The following is a 19,664-nucleotide window of genomic DNA, read 5'->3' as shown; positions in this document are numbered from 1 at the left end:
AGCATCACTTCAAGAATCACTGTCAGTGACGCCGCACCCACGCTGCGGCTTCTCGCAACGCAAGCGAGGTTTTCCCTTGTCCGAACCCACCAACGACGCCAGCGGCGAAGTCGCCGAGAAGCGCGTGCGCAAGACCCGCGTCGCCAAGGCGCGCAGCGCCGAAATCCCCCCCGAAGCATCCCCTGCCGCCGGCGCCACGCCAGACCGCGAAGCCGCGCCAACGCCGCCGGCCCGCCCGAGCGCGCCCGCCGAAGCCGCCACGACGGCGCCCGCCGCCACCGCGCCTGCCAGCCCCGTGGCGGCGGAAGCGGACGGCGCTGCCGGTGAAACCGCCGCCGCTGGCGAGGCTGCCGGCCAGGACGCCGGCAACGGCTTCCAGTCGCGCGACGGCAACCATCGCGCCAGTCGCCGAGAGCGTTTCAAGAACCGCCGCGAACGCCAGCGCGAACGCCGCGAGCAGCAGGGGCTCCCGGAGGATGGCAGCAGCAACGAGCCGTTCGTGCCGCGTCCGCACCCGCAGGTGCCGGAAGGCTTCCCCACCTATTCCCTGTCCGACCTCAAGCGGATGCCCGCACCGCGGCTGCTGGACATCGCCGAACAATTGCAGATCAGCGAAGGCGTGGCGCGCGCGCGCAAGCAGGACATCATCTTCGCGATCCTCAAGATCCTCGCCCGCCACGGCGAGGGCGTGCAGGCCGACGGCGTGCTGGAAATCCTGCCCGATGGTTTCGGCTTCCTGCGCGCGGCCGAGGCCAGCTATCTGGCCGGCCCGGACGATACCTACATCAGCCCGTCACAGATCCGTCGCTTCAACCTGCGCACCGGCGACCACATCTCCGGCCGCATTCGCTGGCCCAAGGACGGCGAACGCTACTTCGCGCTGAACGTGGTGGACACCATCAACGGCGAGCCGACCGAGGCCTCGAAGAACAAGAACCTGTTCGAGAACCTCACCCCGCTGTTCCCGCGCAAGCGCTTCAAGCTGGAACGCGGCGATGGTTCGACCGAAGACATCACCGGCCGCATCCTCGATTTGATGGCCCCGCAGGGCAAGGGCCAGCGCGCCCTGATCGTCAGCCCGCCGAAGGCCGGCAAGACGATGATGATGCAGCAGATCGCCAGCGCCATCACCTACAACCACCCCGACGTGCACCTGATTGTGCTGCTGATCGACGAGCGCCCGGAAGAAGTGACCGAAATGCAGCGCACCGTGCGCGGCGAGGTCATTTCCTCCACCTTCGACGAACCGGCCGCGCGCCACGTGCAGGTCGCGGAAATGGTGATCGAACGCGCCAAGCGCCTGGTCGAGCACAAGAAGGACGTGGTGATCCTGCTCGACTCCATCACCCGTCTCGCCCGCGCCTACAACAACGTGATGCCTTCCAGCGGCAAGGTGCTCACCGGCGGCGTCGACAGCAATGCCCTGCACCGGCCCAAGCGCTTCTTCGGTGCCGCCCGCAACGTGGAAGAAGGCGGCTCGCTGACCATCATTGCAACTGCGCTGGTCGATACCGGCAGCGCGATGGACAAGGTGATCTACGAAGAGTTCAAGGGCACCGGCAACAGCGAAATCCACCTTGATCGTCGCATCACCGAGAAGCGCGTCTATCCGGCGATCGGCGTCAACCAGTCCGGCACCCGCCGCGAGGATCTGCTGATCGAGCCCGAGCTGCTGCAGAAGATCTGGATCCTGCGCAAGCTGCTGCACCCGATGGACGAGATCGCGGCGATGGAATTCCTGCTCGACAAGATGAAGAATACCAAGTCCAACGACGAGTTCTTCAGCGCGATGCGGCGCTGACCGCGTTTGCACAGCGCAAAACGAAACGCCCCGCAGTGCGGGGCGTTTTTGTTGACAGCGTGTTCGGCTCAGGCCGAAGGCGGCGTCAGCAGCCGGGCGCCCTGTTCGGCGGAAAACACCCCGCTGTCGGGGAGGGCGTCGGGGCTGGCGGCGGTTTGCGGCAGAATCTCGCCCGAGGGGCCCATCATCGGGCCCGGCACGTAGGAATCCCATTCGCCCGGCTTGGGCGGCGTCTCTCTACCGAGGATATACGTCACCGGAACCATGACCGACCACTCGCTCTTTCCGGCGTCTTCACCGGAAGTCGGCGGCGCGAACTCCCACTGACGGGCGGCCGCCAGCGATGCTTCCGCGAACTGACGGCGCAGTTCCTGCATCTGGCCCGGCGTTCCAAGCACGCGCAGATTGACCTGGCTGGCATAGGCCTGCGTCACCTTGCCGTCCGGGCCGAACGTCACCCGCAGATAGACGGTTCCCTTGCCGCCACGGTTCATGGCGCCTCTCGGATATTTCGGAGGCACCATGCGGGTTGCCGTCGGGGCACCCCTCACCGCTTGCGTAGTACCAGTATTAGTACCGGTATGAGCCCCAAACCACGTGCTCGCGATTCGGATTGTGTATTGGCCATCCCCTGCGGGCTTGGCGACCAGCCGCAAGTACATGGGCACCCGCGCGCGCACGACCCGGCCATCCACCACGACCGGCTCGAAGCGCCAGCGCTCGATGGATTTGTCGAGGAAGGCCACCAGCTCTGGTGAAAGGTTCGCGTTGGAATCAAGCGCGTGCCCGACAACCAAACCGCTGGGATCGATGGTGACGAACCCGTTGACCAGCATGGTGGATTCGATCTGCGAGCGGTCGATGACGCCGGCGCTCGCGCTGGCGGTCGCGGCGATCGCCAACAGAAAAGACAGCAACCACGTGCGCAACATGGCGTCGTTCCCAAGTTTCGATCGACGCAATATATCGCAGAATCAGCCGCGGATCCGCTGCCATCGTCGGCGTGCTGCGGGGCCGGCCGCCGTGTTCGTCCGGCGTCCCGTGCCGGCTACTCCCCGATCAGCTTGCAGTGGATCTTGAGCGGCGCGGCGTGCGCCACGCGCACCGCGTCTTCGAAGAAGTCGCAGTCGAGCAGGTTGTCCTCCGACGAGCGCCGTCCCGAGTACACGTTGAGGTTGATCTGCGGCTCGCCCTCGATGTAGCGGAGCCGGCTGGTCTGCACGCCCTTGCCGTCGAAATGCGCGCGGCCGTCGGCACCGGGAATTTCGAGCTCGGTTTCACCGAGGAAGACCTGCCCCATTTCGTTGTCGATGCCTTCGGGCAGGCCGGGTTTGGGCAAGCCGTAATAGAAGGCGGCCAGCTTGATCGTTTCCCGGTGGCGGGACAGCTGCTGGGCGGCGGGCGGAGACAGGGTGATGTCGACCGAAAAGGCGTAGGGGCTTGCGGCATCGCCTTGCACGGGTGCCGCGCCGGATTCGAGGCTGGCCTCGGTGCTGGTCTCGTCGGGCTCTTGATCAGGCCGGGCGTCGGCGCTGGATGGTGCGGCCAACGCGGGCTGCACTGCCGCCGCCGCAGCGGTGGCGGTGGCGGTGGCAGGTGTTTCCGGCGCGCGCCCGCAACCGGCCAGCGCCAGAACGACAGACAGGGCCAAGGTCGTGCACATCCAGTTCGGTGCGTGTTTCATCGCTCGGGCCTCCGTTGATCCTTCTCATTGAAGTCTTACGAAGAATCGCGGCGTGGAAGGACACGCGCCCGATCCGCGCCGGCGATGGGATAATCCCGGCAAAGCCGGTCGCAGGAGCCGGCGGCAGGAGGGCGGCATGGCGGGACCGGAACTGAAGAGCTTTCGCGAGAGCCGCTGGCGTTATTCGCAGTTCGTCGTACTCGGCCTGATCCTTGCCGGGTTGCTGAAGTGGCTCAGCCCGCTGGGTTGGCTGGTGTCGCTGGGGATCGGCGCCGCGCTGGGCGTGGCGTATTTCCTGTTCGAGAAAAAGCGCGGGTCGATTTGAGGGCCGTGATTGGTGATTCGTGATTGGTGATTTGAGCTCCGCGGTGACTGCTGCCCCTGCCAACCTGCAACTGGAGCCGAGCTGGAAAGCCCGGGTCGGCGACTGGTTCGCGCGCGAGGACATGCGCGCGCTTTCGCAGTTCCTGCACCAGCGCAAGGCCAACGGCGCCACCGTGTATCCGGCCAGCCGCAACATCTTTGCCGCGTTTGACGCGACCCCGTTCGATGCGGTGAAAGTCGTCATCCTCGGTCAGGATCCCTATCACGGGCCGGGGCAGGCGCACGGGCTGTGCTTTTCCGTGCGACCGGGCGTGCCGGTGCCGCCGTCGCTGGACAATATCTACAAGGAGCTGGCGCGCGATGTCGGCTTCGTGCGCCCCGACCACGGCTGCCTGCTGCCGTGGGCGCGCCAGGGCGTGCTGCTGCTCAACAGCGTGCTGACGGTGGACGCCGGGCAAGCCGGCTCGCACCAGGGCAAGGGTTGGGAGGGCTTCACCGACCATGTGGTCGAGGTGCTGGATCGCCAGCGCGAGCACCTGGTGTTCCTGCTCTGGGGCAGCTACGCCCAGAAGAAGGGGGCGATGATCGACGCCGGCCGCCACCGGGTGCTGCGCGCCCCGCACCCCTCGCCGCTGTCGGCCCACCGCGGCTTTCTCGGCTGCGGGCATTTTTCGGCGGCAAATCGATATCTTGTCAGGAATGGTCTGGCCCCGGTGGACTGGCGGCTGGGTTCCATCGCGGACTTGAATCTGAACGAACCCACCCCAAATCGGGAAGATGGTGGCGCAGCGGGCGTTCCATGAATGGAACGCAGGGAACTTCCACCGTGATTAGCAGTCATACAGTGCGACTGCTAAAATCATGTCATTGGGGAGTGCGAACATGACATCGACCGCCTTGGTTGCCAACAATCTTCCGATCCCGACCGCCGCCGGTTCGCTGGACGCGTACATCGGTGCGGTGTATCAAATCCCGGTCCTGAACGTCGAGGACGAGCAGCGTCTGGCGCATCGACTGCGTGATGACGGCGATCTGGCCGCCGCGCAGGAGTTGATCGTCTCGCATCTGCGCTTCGTGGTCCACGTGGCGCGGGGCTACAGCGGCTACGGCCTGCAACTGGGTGATTTGATCCAGGAAGGCAACATCGGGCTGATGAAGGCGGTCAAGCGCTTCGATCCCGAAGTGGGCGTGCGTCTGGTCAGCTTCGCCGTGCACTGGATCCGTGCCGAGATCCACGAGTTCATCATCAAGAACTGGCGGATCGTGAAGGTCGCGACCACCAAGGCGCAGCGCAAGCTGTTCTTCAACCTGCGCAAAAGCAAGACTCGGCTGGGCTGGATGAACGCCGCCGAGGTCAGCGCAGTAGCCAAGGACCTCAACGTGTCCGAGCGCGAAGTGCTGGAAATGGAGTCGCGTCTGTCCGGGCGCGACATCGGTTTCGACGCGCCCGACGATGCCGACGACGAGCACGCGCCGCCGGCACCGGCCCACTATCTGGTGGCCCATGACGCCGATCCGGCCGACGCCTATGCGGCGGCCAGCAGCGAGGCCGATGCGCTGGAAGTGTTGCGTGAAGGCATGGCGCGCCTGGATCCGCGTTCGCGCGACATCATCCGCCGCCGCTGGCTGGACGACAGCAGCAAGGTGACGCTGCAGGAACTGGCCGACGAGTACGGCGTGTCCGCCGAGCGCATCCGCCAGCTCGAAGCCAACGCGCTGAAGAAGATGAAGGCGCTGTTCGCGGCCTGAGCCTCCCCCTTCGTGATGAGTCTTTCTCATCCGTGGTGAGCCTTCCCCGTTCGTGGTGGGCCTTCCCGTCCGTGATGAGTCTTCCCCGTTCGTGGTGAGCCTGTCGAACCACGAACCCGCTGACCTGCTGGAACACGCAACAGCCCGGAGCGGTCCGGGCTGTTTGTGTTTCCGGGCTATGCTGCGGCTTTCCGGGCGAGGATCGTCCATGGCTTCCACGATGCGAATCGCGCTGTTGATCGATGCCGACAACGCATCGGCTTCCAGCCTTGACTACGTTCTGGGCGAGCTCGCCGAACTCGGGATGGCCAACGTCAGGCGAGCTTACGGTGATTGGGGTAGTCCGCACCTCAAAGGATGGCGGGAATCGCTGTTGGACAACGCAATCCAACCCGTACAGCAGATCGCTTACACAAGCAAAGGCAACGCCTCGGACATGGCGATGGTCATTGAGGCCATGGACCTCCTGCATGGCGGCGGCTTCGATGCCTTCGCGCTCGTGTCCAGCGACTCGGACTTCACTCCACTGGCGATGCGGTTGCGTGGCGCGAACATGCATGTGTACGGCTTCGGCAAGGCGCAAACGCCGAATGCCTTCAAGCGCGCCTGCTCAATCTTCTTCCACGTCGATGCGCAGGAAGAAACGCCACCGCCAGCCGAACAGAAGTCACAGGCAACCGGCGCGAGTGAACGAATTGCGGGAACGCCCAAGGCGACCGTCGAGGTAAAGCCGCAGGGCCCTGCCGTCGCACCCACGCCGGTGATCAAGCCGGCGCAGCCGCTGCCCAGGAAAACAGGCGCGGAGCTGCGAGGTGACACCGAGCTGGTCAATCTCCTGCGCAACGCCACCGCGGCGACGGATCGTGATGGCTGGTCGCACCTGGGCGCGGTCGGCCATTATCTGGTCAATCGCAATTCCTTCACGGCCAAGAACTACGGCTACGCGAACCTGAAGGGCCTGATCACCGCAACGGATTTGTTCGAGCTGCACGAGGACAAGAACCACATTCGTGCCAAGTCCACCAAGCAGGCGGCAAAAAAAGCCGTGAAGAAAACCAGGCCGTAGGAAACCGGTCGCCCGGCATTTACTCCCGCCGCCTCGCTACCGGCAGGCGCCAGCCACGGCGGATGCCCATGTAGCGCAGGAAGAAGCACAGCAGCGCGCCGACCGCCATGGCCGGGACGTGGGGCAGGTCCAGCGCAGCGGCCAGCGCCACCACACCGCCGCCAGCCAGGGCCGCCACCGCGTACAGCTCGGCTTGCAGCACCACCGGCACCCGCGCCACCAGCACGTCGCGGGCGATGCCGCCGCCGATGCCGGTCACCATCCCCAGCAGCATCGACGCGAACGGCGACAGCCCGAAGCTCAGCGCCTTGCCGGTGCCCAGCACTGCGAACAGCGCGAGGCCGGCGGCATCGAACAGTTGCACCGGGTTGCGCAGGCGTTCGATCGCATGACACCAGCGGAATGTCACCAGCCCGGCGAGCATGGCGGTGACCAGATAGCGCCAGTCGGCCAGCGACGCCGGCGGGTGTGCGCCGATCAGCACATCGCGCACGATGCCGCCGGACACCGCGGCCGTGCAGGCCAGCACCAGCACGCCGAACAGGTCCAGCTTGTAACGCACCGCCAGCACCCCGCCGCTGAGGGCGAACACGAAGGTGCCGATCAGGTCGAAGGCCAGCAGCAGGGTCGCCATCGCCACCGTCAGCCGAGGCGTTGCGCCAGCAGCGCTTCGAGCTTGTGCTGGTCCACGGTGAATTTGCGGATGCCTTCGGCCAGCTTCTCGGTGGCCATTGCGTCTTCGTTGTGCTGCCAGCGGAAATGGGCTTCGTCCAGCGCGGAAGGTGGTGCGGTGCGCTTGCCGTCATCGACCAGGACCGGCGCAACGTCGCCCTCCGTGGCCGCCATTTCGGCCAGCAAATCCGGTGAAATGGTAAGCCGGTCGCAGCCGGCCAGCGCCAGCACCTGCGAGGTGTTGCGGAAGCTCGCCCCCATCACCACGGTGGCGTAGCCGTGTTGCTTGTAGTAATTCCAGATGCGCGTCACCGACTGCACGCCGGGGTCGTCCTGTGCGTTCGCGGGTTTGGCCATGCCATGGGCGAGGTGCCAGTCGAAGATGCGGCCGACGAAAGGCGAAATCAGGAACACGCCCGCTTCGGCGCAGGCCACCGCCTGCGCGAACGAGAACAGCAGGGTGAGGTTGCAGTGGATGCCCTCGCGCTCCAGCACTTCGGCGGCGCGGATCCCTTCCCAGGTGGCGGCGATCTTGATCAGCAGGCGCTCGGTGCCGATGCCAGCGTCGGCATACAGCCCGACCAGCTTGCGTGCTTTGGCGATCGTGGCCGCAGTATCGAAGCTCAACCGCGCATCGACTTCGGTGGACACCCGGCCCGGGATCAGCTTCAGGATTTCCGCGCCGATGGCGACGGCGAGGCGATCACAGGCATCGCCGGTACGGTTGGTGCCGCTGGCCCGCGCCACCGCCGCATCGAGCAGCGGCGCGTATGCCGGAAGCGCGGCGGCCTTGAGCAGCAGCGAAGGATTGGTGGTGGCGTCCTGTGGCTGGAACTGCGCAATGGCGTCGATATCGCCGGTATCGGCAACCACGATGGAGTGTTGACGGAGCTGGTCGAGTTGGTGGGTCACGGGGGTGTCTGTTGGCATGGAGGAAGGGCAGATGCCGCACGCTGTGGAGCACGCGCTCACCAGCGGCGGTTGAGTGCAAGCAATGACGACATCATGTGATCCAGCGTCCGGCTTCTTCCATTGTCCACTGTCCATTGACCTTCTTCAGTAGCAAGGTGCCGCCCGTAAAGGTCGCGGACCAGACCACGACACCTTGGCTGCCGTCGCGGGACAGTTCGAATTTCGAAATTTCGATGGGATAGAAGACGCCGCGTGCAGCGGCCAGTGCGGATTGCTGCGCGGGCGTCAGCACGATCACGCGATGTTGCAGGCTGATCCCGCAAAAATACGCTGCAGGTGCCACCAGGAACGTGGTGCCATCGGCCCCTTGCTCCGCCGTGCCCAGGCCCAAGGCATAGCCTTGTGCAGGCTCGCCGCCTGCATGTGCGGCGGTAGTCACGATGGCGCCCAGTGACTCGCCCAGGATCTGATTGAGCACCAGCGCCAATGGCTCGGAGTAACGGCTGCAGTTCGCACTGGATGCAACCTGCGGCAGCGGGTCTTGGGCATCGCCCAGACCATCGGCATCGGTATCGGCCACGGTTGGATCGAGCAACATCGCCTGTTCGGCAAGATCGCTCAGGCCATCGCCATCGCTGTCCCGGGCCAAGTCCGCCAAGGGAATGCGGATGTAGAGATCATCCTTGGACTCCACCACCGGCAAGGCAATGGGTGGAAGCATCACTTTGGCCGGATCGATCCGGCGCAGCGCGACTTCTATTCGCAGGCTTTCGCCATCCAGCAACGGCAGTCTCGAGGTGGGCCGGATCACATAGGGCTGGTACACACGCAGGCCGGTATACAGCGGTGGGGCGAATGTTTTCCCGCCATCCGAAGACAAGCTGACCCAGTAGCCGCCGCTGCTCAACTCACCCACCGGGTCGAGCCGCTGTGATGCGGTGATGGCGACGATGCGCGGCCCGTCAACCTGATAGCGCACCAGTTCACCGCTGGGCAGCAAGCGGGCCCAGGCCGGTCGCGTCATGTGGCGATTCGACCTTGCGGCGATGTCATCGCCCCGCTCCGGATGGGATTGCGGCCTTGGTGTACGTGATGCAAGCGGCAGCGGCTGTTCCTCCCATTGCGCTGTTGCCGTCAGTTGGCGATCCATGCGCGCCATCACTGCGGCGGGCAACCCGCTGGGTGCAGTCGCGGAGGCAGGCGCGGCCGGTGAAAGCGGCGCGCTTTCACCCGCTTGGCGGATGGCGGCCAACAGGACCGGAGCACAGCGATAGCAATTCGCGATTACCTGCTCTGCCTCACGACGACGGAGCTTGGGCCACCCGCCGTCATCGGAATCGGCCAGGCCTGGATAGCCGTCACGCTGGGCGAGCCGATCCAGCAGCGGCGTCCACAGGCTGTGCCAGTAGGGATCGGGCGCGTGGTATCTATCTTCCTGTTTCTGGTATCGCAGGATCAGCAGTGGAAACAGGTCGACCGAAGGATCGGGTGCGAGTGCAGACCCCAGCAAACGGTCAAGGTTGGCACGCAGTGAGGCAGCCGCATAGGGCGTAGCCTCCCTACCTGAACTGAAACGATCATCTGCGAGCGCATCGGATGCGGAGGCAGCAGTGTCGAACGCAGCCTCCTCACCCGAGCCATCATCACGCTGTTGGTCATCCTCGGCAGATACCGGAATCTGCGCCGCCAACGCACGCCACGCCGCCGCTGACCGGGCGTCTCCCTGCAGCCAGTACGCAGCGGCGATTGCCAGCCGGTCCCGTACACCCAGGCCGGCTATTACCGGATCATGCAGCGGACTTCCGGCCTGCGGAATCGCATCCGTCGCCGCATCGACAAACCCGGCAGTCAGCTCGGCGCGCAAACGCGCGATCCTGATCTCGACCTGCCTTGCCGGCGACAGCCCTCCTTCGGCCGAAGATGCCAAGGTATCGGCCATGCGCACGCTGGCCAGCTGCATGGGGCTGCCGACGTCGTCCACCGCAATGAGCGCTGCATAAAACTCGGCATGCTCAGGTTGTGATGCCGTCAGCGGCGTAAGGAGCGATTGGCACTGCGTCAACGAGTAGAAACGTTGCCGCTGGGCGACTTCCTCCGCCCCCTGCACCAGCGCATCGAGTGCCGCACCCGAGCAGTTTTCGTAATCCTCGATGGCAAAGGCGAGTTCATCGCGAATGATCGGCAGATTCGGATATTGCGAATGCAGCGCCCGATATTGCGAAAGCAGTTGTTCGCGCTCGCTGGGTTTCACGGTATAGGGATGGTGCTGCACCCGGGCAAAGGTGAGATCCACCAGCTGTCCCGCCAGTGCGGGTGGTAGCGCATATTTCTCCGCCAATCGGCTGCGCAGGACGGCCAGCGTGGTGCCCTGCTTGGCCCAGGCATACAGGGCATGCTCGATGTCCGGCCTTGCGTCATGCGGGGCTACGGATTCGAATTGAATCGCGCTGTCGTCCAGGAAAGCGGCCACTTTTTGGGCATTGCTCTCGGGCGGCGGCGGATTGTCTGCCATGACCGGCCAGGCGCTGACGAGCAGCAGGCAGGCGATGAGCACGCCTCGCGGTCTGCGCACGTGACGGGCGGGGAGATCTGCTGAGCGGTTTCGCATGTGGGGATTTTTCATGAGCTGACGTTGGCGTCAATACAAGTCCTGCGGATCCACGTCCAGCGACCAGCGCAATTTGCGCGCATCGGGCAGGGCGTACAGCGTTGGCATCAGCCCGGCCAATGCGGCGTGCAGCAGCGGCCGCTGCACGCACGACAGCAGCAGCTGCGCGCGCACGTAGCCGGCGCGGCGCGGCATCGGCGCCGGCAGCGGGCCGTGGAGTTCCAATGCGGGCTGCCCCGCATCCGCCCTGCGGCCATCTTCATTCTGCACGCGGCCCAAAGCCCCTCTCCCCTCGGGAGAGGGATTAGGGTGAGGGCGAAGCTGGTGGTGAGGGCCGGCGAGCCGGCCTTTGGCATATTCCAGGAACCGCAGCGGCGGTTCGGCGTGCTTGTCCTCGGCGCGCAGCAGGGCCAGATGCGCAAACGGCGGGAAGCCGGCGGCTTCGCGCAGCGCCAGTTCCTGTTCGGCAAAGCCGTGGTAGCCGCGCTGCACCAGCAGTTGCAACAAGGGATGGTCGGGGTGGTGGGTTTGCAGCAGCACGCTGCCGGGGCGATCGGCGCGGCCGGCGCGGCCGGCCACCTGGACCAGCAGTTGCGCCAATTTTTCGCTGCTTCGGAAATCCGCGGAAAACAGCCCTTCGTCGATGCCGACCACCACCACCAGGATCAGGTTCGGCAGGTCGTGGCCCTTGGCCAGCATCTGGGTGCCGACCAGGATCCCGGGCTGCTCGCCGAGCACGCCGAGCTGCTTTTGCAACGCATCGCGACGGCCGGTGCTGCCGCGGTCGATGCGCAGCACCGGCACGTCGCCAAAGCGTGATTTCAATTCTTCCTCGATGCGCTCGGTGCCGTTGCCCTGCGGCTGCAGGGCGAGGCCGCCGCAGTCGGGGCAGGCCGGCGGCGCCGGCTTGCGGTAGCCGCAGTGATGGCAGCGCAGACGCCGGCCGTGGCCGTGCACGGTCATCGCGGAGGGCTTGTCGGTGGTGCCGCAGCGCGGGCAATGCGCGCTCCAGCCGCAATCGTGGCACAGCAGCACCGGCGCGTAGCCGCGCCGGTTCTTGAACACCAGCACCTGGCCGCCGGCGTCGAGGGCAGCGCGGATCGCCGCCTGCGCCTCGTCGCACAGTCCGCCGCGCAGCGCGCGCTTGCGCACGTCGAGCACCCGCACCTGCGGCGGCCGTGCGGCGCCGGCGCGCTGGCGCAGGCGCAGATGGGCGTAGCGCCCCGCCAGCGCGTTGTGCAGCGATTCCAGCGCGGGCGTGGCGCTGCCGAGCACGATCGGCACGTCCAGCGCGCGGGCGCGGACGATGGCGAAGTCGCGGGCCTGGTAGCGGATGCCGTCGAACTGCTTGTAGCTGCCGTCGTGTTCCTCGTCGATCACGATCAGCCCGGCTTCGGGCAGTGGCACGAACACGGCGGAACGCGTGCCGACGATCACTCGCGCCTGCCCGCGTTTTGCCGCCAGCCAGGTGGCCGCGCGTTCACGATCGTTCAACCCGGAATGCAGGGCGTGCAGCGGCACGCCGAGCCGGGCGCGGAAGCGTGCCAGCATCTGCGGCGTCAAGCCGATCTCCGGCACCAGCACCAGGGCCTGCTTGCCGCGCGCCAGGCAATCGGAAATGGCTTGCAGATAGACCTCGGTCTTGCCGCTGCCGGTGACGCCGTCCAGAAGGAAAGGCGTGAAGTCCGCAGCGGCGCGGATCGCGTCGATGGCGGCCTGCTGTTCGGGATTGGGCGCGAAACCGGCAACCCCGGGGTCAGCGCCGGCGTCCGTTCGCAGCATCGACGTTGGCCCAGGGCCTGGCCTTGGTTGTTCGACGCGCTCGACCCAGCCGCGCTCGCGCAGCGACCGCAGCGGCGTGCGCCAGCCGGGCTGCAGCGCATCCAACCTGGCCTCGTCCTGCGCACTTTGCAGCCACTCGGCCAGGGCGCGGGGCTTGCCGGGGCGCATCGCCGGGAGTGCGGTACGACCCGCTTCGTTCAACGCCCAGCCCCAGGCGCTGGTGTCGCACAACGGCTCGCCGTGCCGAAGCGCGGTCGGCAGCGCGGTGGCGAACACCTCGCCCAGCGGAGCATGCAGGTAGGTGGCCAGCCAACGCAAGGATGCCAGCAGTTCATCCGCCAGCAGCGGCTCGACATCGGGCACCTCCAGCACCCGCCGCAGCGCCACGCCGGGCGAGGCCGGGGCGTGGCCGGCCACTACGCCATACAGGGTGCGATTGCCGAACGGCACCTGCACCCGCTGGCCTTCGCGCAGCGAGGCGGCATCCCTGCCGGCCGGAGGCAGATAGTCGAACAGCTGGGGCAGCGGGACCGGCAGGGCAACGCGCAGGACGGTCGGAGCAACGGGCATGGAGGCAGTCTAGGGCAGTCCAAGGCAGCGCGGATTCCCCGGCGTTGCCCGCAGGGTGCGGGCGGTTGGCCGCGCGGCGCGCAGGCAAACGGTGGCCTCGCCTGCGTCGGGTTCGCGCCGCTTGCAGCGGACGCCCGCGCCCGTGGGGCAGTTGCCGCGCATTGTTGCATCAGGGCTCACAAAGCGTCGCCAAGTTGCTGTTGTAAAAGATAAAATTTCGTTATCCACACGACCTGTGGATAACTCTGTGCATCCGACCGCGACCACCTCCCTCAAGGCGCATTGCAGCGCGCTGGCACCCGGGCTGGCGAAAAAAGCGCCAATCGCACTATTGCGTTGTATTTCAATGACTTGATTGTGAAACAGAGACTGAACGCGACGACGCAATGCGTGGAACACCGCCGCGGGCGGCAATTCCTGCGGCTGTGCACAACTGATTCGGCTGCAGCCCGCACGGCTGCTGCCGGAGCCGCACTTGCCGGGTCTGTCAAGCCTTTTTTGCGACCCGGAATTGCCGCCTGGAACCGGGCCGGAAAGATCGCCCCGACCCTGCGGCACGGCGGCGCCGGAGGGTCCGCAGTCCGGAGGAGCACGGATCCGGATATCCGGGGATTCGGATATTCAAGGATCCGGAGGCGTGCACCACCGGCGCGCTGCTGGTCGATGCTCCGGCCATCGCAACCGGGTGAACCGTCACGGACCCGTTCGTCACGACTTCAGCCTGGGTCCTTCAGAATGCGCGGCATGCGCCATCACGCTCGCCTCCGCCCATGAGCCGGATTCCACCCGTCGCGCCCCAGCCGTCCGCCGTCGCTGCGTTCCTGCGCGGCGTGGATCGGCGCGCGCGGCTGTTGGCGTTGGTGCAGACCGGGGATGCGGCCGCTGCCAGGAACGCGCTCGCCGTTGCGGCCAAGGTGTTCGCAAGCGACGCCGGGCAATGGCCGATCGCACAGTGGCCGATGCAGTACTGGCGGCTGCTGCTGTCGGTGCCGGCAATGGGGCAACGGCGGGCCGACGGCGATCGCGGCGATATGCTGCCCGAGATCGCACGGTTGACGCCGTCGCTGCGCGCGGCCGTGCTGCTGCATCTGATCGCGGGGCTGGAAGATGCCGATGCCGCGGCTGCACTGGGCCTGGGCGTGGCGGACTACCAGCAGCGCATCCGCAGTTCGCTGCCGCACAATGCGCAGGGCGATCTGGATCTGGAGGTCTGGCGCAGCTGGCGCGATGCCGCGCAGCGGGTGTTGGCGCAGCTCCCGGACGCGGTGGACGCAGTGCAATCCCCGTCGCTGCCGCCGCGTGCGATCGTTGCCGAAACCGCGGCCCGCGGCAGCAACCGCGCCAGGGAAGAACGCGCAGCAACGGCAACGCCAACGCCATCCCCGCACCGCCGCGTCCGCCGGGGCTGGTGGCTGGTGGCGGTGCTGGCGGCGGCATTGGTGGTGATTGCCGCGGCAGCCGCCTGGGCGCTGCTGCATCCGCGCGGTCGGGCGCTGCTGGATGCGTGGCGTGGGCGCGTGCATTCCGAAGCCCTGCCGCCGGCGGCCGCGCCCAAGGCCCGCTTCGACCCGAACAATGCCGCGCTCGACCCGGACCGCGAACTGCGGGACCATCCCGCCGATCTGGCGCTGGCCCGGCGCCTGCCGCTGCTGGCGTGGTTGGCCGCCAGCGGCGAACCACAGGCAACCGAACCGGAGGCAGTCGCGTCACCCATATCGCCCCCGGAAGCTGCGAGCACTCCGCCCACGGCAACCCCTGCGCAACGCAGCCGCGACCGCGGCGCCTGGGCCGAATGGCAAACTCTCACCGCAGAAGAACGCCACACGCTCCGCGCCGTCGCCACGCGCTTCGACGCCCTGCCGCCGGCACGGCAGCGCGCACTGATCGCCACCTACGCCGCGCAGTCCTGGGACGCCCACCGCGGCTGGCACCTCGGCCCGGCACTGGGCCGCGATTGGCCGCGGATCGCCGCGCTGTTCACCTTCATCGAGGCCGACCAACGCCAGCCGCTGCTGGCGCTGCTGCGTCAGGCCACGCCGGAGGAAATCGACACTCTCTCGCGGCTGGCGCAAAGCACCCCGCCACAAGCCCGCGATGTGCTGCGGCGCGACCTGCTCGCACAGCCGCCCGACCAACGCGGCGCCTGGCTGCAGGCGCGGCTGGCGCGATGAAGATCACCATGGACTGGTCCGAAAGACAGCGATTTCCAGGATCGACCGGATAGGCGCGATGGGCACGGCGATGACCCAGATGGCGGTCAATGCGGCGATGAGTAACAGCCCGCGTGGCCGGCTGGCGATTGGCGTGGGCGCGCAGGGCGGCCAGGGCGCGGTGTCGATCGGCTACGGTCGGCGGGTGGGCACGTCGGGCTCGTTCTCGCTGGGCGCCAGCTTCGCCAACGGGGAGTCGTCGGTGGGTGCGGGTTTCGGCTTCGATCTGTAAGCGCAGGCCAGCGCGGTGACGAAATTCGGGGCGGGCAACCGCCCCGGATTTTTCTGTCTTTCCTGTTCGTGGCGAGTCCTTGCCGTTCGTGGTGTGCCGTTCATGGTTCGACAGGCTCACCACGAACGGAATAACGACAGGCTCACCACGAACGGCAAGGGCTCACCACGACCGGCGATGGGAAGCCCCGTCAGGACGCCCGCAACACGCGGCGGCTGGCGGTGAAGCGGCTGCCGAATCGTGCTATGCCGTCGGCGCGCATGCGGGCAGCATGGTGGTCGACATAGTCTTGCAAAGCAGCGGCATCACGCAGGCGGTAGTGCACGCACAGGCACAGCCGGCCCGGCGCCGGCGGGTCGATGACCTCGAACGATCCGCGCCGAGACAAAACCCGGCAGCGCCAGCATCTGCGCCACATGCGCACGCAGCCAGACGCGATACTCCGCCGCCAGCGCGGCGTCCACGTCCAGATTGACCTCGTAGATCACCGGCGCTGCGCGCTCGCCGTCCGCACGCTCCGCGGCAGGGTGCTCCAGGTCGGCGTGTTCCATGGTTTGCGCGCTCCACCGGATGGAGCCGCTAAAATGCCAGCCCGCGCGGGCCGCTGCCAGCGCTTCGCCCGCCATTGCCTTGTGCATGTTTCCGACTTCCCCACCGCCGCGCTTTCGCACGGAGCTGGCGCGCACCCTGCGCCTGGCTGGGCCGCTGGCGGCCGGGCATCTGTCGCACGGGTTGGTGGGTTTCGTCGATGCGGTGGTGGCTGGGCACCACGGCACCGCCACGCTGGCGGCGGTATCGGTGGGCGCGGCGCTGTTCTGGCTGCCGATGCTGGCACCGATGGGGACGCTGATGGCGGTGCCGCCGTCGGTGTCGCAGCTCGACGGCAGCGGCCGGCGGGCCGAAATCGGTCCGCTGTTCCGGCAGTCGCTGTGGCTGGCCGCCGGGCTGGGCGTGCTGCTGTTCGCACTGCTCAGCGCGGTGCCGGCGCTGCTGGGGCCGATGGGCATTGCGCCCGAGATCGTGCCCGGGGTGATCGACTTCCTGCACGCGGTGCGCTGGGGCGTGCCGGCGTTCGCGCTGTATCTGGCGATGCGCTATCTCAGCGACGGCCTGCACTGGTCGCTGCCGACCATGCTGCTGGGCTTCGGCGGCCTGTGCGTGCTGGCGCCGACGGCCTATGTCTTGACCAATGGCCTGTACGGGCTGCCGGAACTGGGCGCGCAAGGGATTGGCATCGCCACCAGCGTGATGTTCTGGATGCAGGCGCTGGGGTTTGCGCTGTATCTGGCGCGCAGCCCGCGGTTCGCGGACCTGCGCCTGTTTTCGCGCTGGGATTGGCCGCAGTGGCGGGTGCAGCGCGAGCTGCACACCGGGCTGCCGATCGGCGTGACCATCACCATGGAAGGCGGGCTGTTTGCGGTGACGGCGCTGTTGATCGGGCGCTTGGGCGAAGTGCCGGTGGCCGCCCATCAGGTGGCGCTGAACGTGGCCTCCGTTTGCTTCATGTTGCCGTTCGGGATCGCCGAAGCCACCACGGTGCGGGTGGGCCACGCGCTGGGGCGCGGCGACCGCGACGGCCTGCGCCGCGCGGCATTCGCGGGCTTTGCGATCATGCTGGGCACGCAGGCGGTCTCGGCCCTGTGCTGCTGGTTCGGCCATGACGCGGTGGCCCGCCTGTACAGCGCCGATCCGGCGGTGATTGCGCTGGGCGGCGCGCTGCTGCTGTATGCCGCGTTGTTCCAGTTTCCCGATGGCGTGCAGGTGGTCTCGGCCGGCGCCCTGCGCGGGCTCAAGGACACCCGCGTGCCGATGTGGTTGGCGGCGCTGGCCTACTGGGGCGTGGGTATGCCGGTGGGCGCCGGCCTCGGCCTCGGTCTGGGCTGGGGGCCGCGCGGGATGTGGCTGGGGCTGACCGCCGGGCTGACCATGGCCGCGTTCCTGCTGGCACGGCGATTCTTGCGCAGCAGCCTGCGGATGCCGATGCCGATGCCCGATCGCCCCACCATGACCGATGCCGCATGAGCTTGCGCCATCCGTCCACTAGAATCCACCTGCCTGCCCGCGCTGTCGCGGCCCCCGCTTCCGGAATCCTGCAATGAACGAACCTCGCCGCCACGGCCCCATCGCCAGCCTGGTCATCGGCGTCTGGAATGCGATCAACTTCACCCGGCGGCTGGTGCTGAACCTGCTGTTCCTGCTCGTCCTCCTGCTGGTGCTGGTCGCGCTGCTGAGCAACCGCGAGCTGGCGCCGCTGGAAGCGGACACCACCCTGGTCATCGCGCCGCAGGGCCGGATCGTCGAGCAGTACACGTGCAGCCCGCTCAGCCGCTATCTGGCGCGCAACGGCAATTCCGACCGCTGCCGCGAGGTGCGCCTGCGCGATTTGCTGCAGGCATTGGACGCGGCGCGCAGCGACAAGAAAATCAACCGGGTCGCGCTCTATCTGGACGATCTGCAGCCCAGCGGTTTTGCCACGCTGCGCGAGGTCGCCGCGGCGCTGGCCGCGGTGCGCGCTTCCGGCAAACAGGTGCTGGCCTACGGCGACGGGTATACCCAGGGCCAATACCTGCTGGCCGCGCAAGCCAACGAAATCTATCTTGATCCGATGTCGCAAGCCGGGGTGATGCTGACCGGGTTGGCGTCCTATCGGCAGTATTTCCGCACCGCCCTGCAGGACAAGCTCGGCGTCGACGTCCACCTGTTCAAGGTCGGTGAATTCAAGTCGGCGGCCGAACCCTTCATCCTCGATGCCGCCTCGCCGGAAGCCAAGGCAGACCTGTTCTGGATGAACGACATCTGGCAGCGGATGCTGGCCGACATCGGCAAGGCGCGGGGGCTGGCGCCGCAGGCGCTGCAGCGGTTTGCCGACACGTTGCCGGAGGCCGTGACGGCGGCCCAGGGCGACCTTGCCAAGCTCGCACTTCAACAGAAACTGGTGACCGCCCTGAAAACCCGCGAAGCCTTCGACGCGCTGCTCACCGAGCGCGGCGCCGCGGATGAGAGCGCCGAAGACGGCTACCGCAGCATTGCGCTGGAGGATTACGCGGCCCGTTTCAACCTCCAGAGCGCCCGGCCCGACGACCGCCCGGCGGTGGCGGTGGTGGTGGCCGAAGGCGAGATCGCCGCCGGCAAGTTGCCGCCCGGGCAGATCGGCGGCGATTCGACCTCCGACCTGCTCGAGCAAGCGCGCACCGATGATGGCGTCAAGGCGGTGGTGCTGCGGGTCAACTCACCCGGCGGCGAGGTGTTCGCTTCCGAGCGCATTCGCCGTGCGGTGGCGGCGCTGAAGGCGGACGGCAAGCCGGTGGTGGTGTCGATGGGCGACGTCGCCGCGTCCGGCGGCTACTGGATCAGCATGAATGCCGATCGCATTTATGCCGATCCATCCACGATCACCGGCTCGATCGGCATCTTCGGCCTGTTCCCGAACATCGACCGCACGCTCGATCGCCTCGGCGTGCACACCGACGGCGTGGCCACCGGGCCCTACGCCGGCGCCTTCGACATCACCCGCCCACTGGATCCAGGCATGGCCAGCACCATCCAGGCGGTGATCGACAAGGGCTACCGCGATTTCACCGGGCGCGTTGCCCAGGCGCGCGGACGCAGCGTCGAACAGATCGACGCGGTGGCACGCGGGCGCGTGTGGTCCGGCGCACAGGCCAAGGAACGCGGGCTGGTGGACGCCTTCGGCGGATTGCAGGACGCCCTGAACGACGCTGCCGCACGCGCCAAGTTGGGCAAGGCGGGCCAGTGGCAGACGCGCTGGATCGAAACCGGCGGCAATGCCTTGCCGGCCTGGCTGGACACGGTGCTGCAAAGCCGGATCGGCGCGCGCCTGCTGGCCGACGCCGGCCCGCTGGCACCGCTGCTGGCCGAGCGCGCGCAGGCCTCGGTGCCGCTGCGTTTCGTGCAAAACGCGCTGGCGCAGCACGGCAACCCGCGGGTCAGCGCGCTGGCCTACTGCTTCTGCGGCGACGGGCTGTAGGCAACGCCGCCGGCCGCATTGGCGGCGGCGGCTTCCAACCGCGAGCAAAGCAACGCCGCAGGCTAC

General features: G+C 67.3%; 16 protein-coding genes. 9 read left to right on the top strand and 7 right to left on the bottom strand.

Translation table 11 applies throughout. From position 1 onward, the window contains the following. Positions 1 to 76: 76 nt before the first annotated feature. A complete protein-coding gene (gene rho, locus M9902_RS07110; RefSeq protein ID WP_297221826.1) occupies positions 77 to 1,801 on the top strand; it encodes a transcription termination factor Rho in 1,725 nt (574 codons plus the stop codon). 68 nt (positions 1,802 to 1,869) lie between these two features. Here the strand turns inward: rho and M9902_RS07105 are convergent, their stop codons facing one another. Next, positions 1,870 to 2,703, bottom strand: a complete 834-nt coding sequence (locus M9902_RS07105) for an energy transducer TonB (RefSeq protein ID WP_297221824.1) — start codon at positions 2,701 to 2,703, stop codon at positions 1,870 to 1,872. Between the two features lie 146 nt (positions 2,704 to 2,849). Beyond that, entirely contained in the window at positions 2,850 to 3,485 is a 636-nt protein-coding gene (locus tag M9902_RS07100) for a hypothetical protein (protein WP_297221822.1), read from the bottom strand. Between the two features lie 136 nt (positions 3,486 to 3,621). On the opposite strand from M9902_RS07100, the gene M9902_RS07095 reads away from it, so the two are divergent. The 4 genes from M9902_RS07095 to M9902_RS07080 all read left to right on the top strand — a co-directional run bounded on the left by M9902_RS07095 (position 3,622) and on the right by M9902_RS07080 (position 6,624). After that, positions 3,622 to 3,810 (top strand): hypothetical protein, encoded by a 189-nt coding sequence (locus M9902_RS07095; protein ID WP_297174789.1) that lies wholly within the window; start codon positions 3,622 to 3,624, stop codon positions 3,808 to 3,810. Positions 3,811 to 3,853: 43 nt separating this feature from the next. After that, positions 3,854 to 4,612, top strand: a complete 759-nt coding sequence (ung, locus tag M9902_RS07090) for a uracil-DNA glycosylase (RefSeq protein WP_297174786.1) — start codon at positions 3,854 to 3,856, stop codon at positions 4,610 to 4,612. A 79-nt stretch (positions 4,613 to 4,691) separates the two neighbouring features. Further along, a complete protein-coding gene (gene rpoH / locus M9902_RS07085; protein WP_297174784.1) occupies positions 4,692 to 5,558 on the top strand; it encodes an RNA polymerase sigma factor RpoH in 867 nt (288 codons plus the stop codon). A 208-nt stretch (positions 5,559 to 5,766) separates the two neighbouring features. Next, positions 5,767 to 6,624, top strand: coding sequence for an NYN domain-containing protein (locus tag M9902_RS07080; protein WP_297221819.1), 858 nt, complete (start codon positions 5,767 to 5,769; stop codon positions 6,622 to 6,624). 19 nt (positions 6,625 to 6,643) lie between these two features. On the opposite strand, the gene M9902_RS07075 is transcribed toward M9902_RS07080, so the two are convergent. From M9902_RS07075 to M9902_RS07060, 4 genes are all read right to left on the bottom strand, one after another. Beyond that, entirely contained in the window at positions 6,644 to 7,258 is a 615-nt protein-coding gene (locus tag M9902_RS07075) for a trimeric intracellular cation channel family protein (RefSeq protein WP_297221816.1), read from the bottom strand. Between the two features lie 8 nt (positions 7,259 to 7,266). Continuing rightward, positions 7,267 to 8,226 (bottom strand): transaldolase, encoded by a 960-nt coding sequence (gene tal / locus M9902_RS07070; protein WP_343231875.1) that lies wholly within the window; start codon positions 8,224 to 8,226, stop codon positions 7,267 to 7,269. A gap of 73 nt (positions 8,227 to 8,299) precedes the next feature. Further along, on the bottom strand, positions 8,300 to 10,831 hold the full coding sequence (locus tag M9902_RS07065; RefSeq protein ID WP_297221814.1) for a hypothetical protein: 2,532 nt from the start codon (positions 10,829 to 10,831) through the stop codon (positions 8,300 to 8,302). 15 nt (positions 10,832 to 10,846) lie between these two features. After that, positions 10,847 to 13,168 (bottom strand): primosomal protein N', encoded by a 2,322-nt coding sequence (locus M9902_RS07060; protein WP_297221813.1) that lies wholly within the window; start codon positions 13,166 to 13,168, stop codon positions 10,847 to 10,849. 770 nt (positions 13,169 to 13,938) lie between these two features. Here M9902_RS07060 and M9902_RS07055 point away from each other — a divergent pair. Then, positions 13,939 to 15,339: a hypothetical protein gene (locus M9902_RS07055; RefSeq protein WP_297221811.1), complete on the top strand. Its 1,401-nt coding sequence runs from the start codon at positions 13,939 to 13,941 to the stop codon at positions 15,337 to 15,339. A gap of 58 nt (positions 15,340 to 15,397) precedes the next feature. Then, on the top strand, positions 15,398 to 15,610 hold the full coding sequence (locus M9902_RS07050; protein ID WP_297221809.1) for a YadA-like family protein: 213 nt from the start codon (positions 15,398 to 15,400) through the stop codon (positions 15,608 to 15,610). Positions 15,611 to 15,915: 305 nt separating this feature from the next. Here the strand turns inward: M9902_RS07050 and M9902_RS07045 are convergent, their stop codons facing one another. Then, the gene (locus M9902_RS07045; protein ID WP_297221807.1) at positions 15,916 to 16,248 is read right to left on the bottom strand and encodes a DUF4286 family protein; all 333 of its coding nucleotides are present in this window, start codon (positions 16,246 to 16,248) and stop codon (positions 15,916 to 15,918) included. Here M9902_RS07045 and M9902_RS07040 point away from each other — a divergent pair. Next, complete coding sequence (locus tag M9902_RS07040; RefSeq protein WP_297221805.1) at positions 16,247 to 17,632, top strand: MATE family efflux transporter; 1,386 nt, start codon at positions 16,247 to 16,249, stop codon at positions 17,630 to 17,632. The genes M9902_RS07045 and M9902_RS07040 overlap by 2 nt on opposite strands. 73 nt (positions 17,633 to 17,705) lie before the next feature. Then, complete coding sequence (gene sppA / locus M9902_RS07035; RefSeq protein WP_297221803.1) at positions 17,706 to 19,598, top strand: signal peptide peptidase SppA; 1,893 nt, start codon at positions 17,706 to 17,708, stop codon at positions 19,596 to 19,598. Positions 19,599 to 19,664: the final 66 nt, after the last annotated feature.

The sequence above is a fragment of the Thermomonas sp. genome (genome assembly GCF_023953935.1).
GTDB lineage: Bacteria > Pseudomonadota > Gammaproteobacteria > Xanthomonadales > Xanthomonadaceae > Thermomonas.
This window is presented reverse-complemented; position numbering and strand designations above follow the sequence as displayed.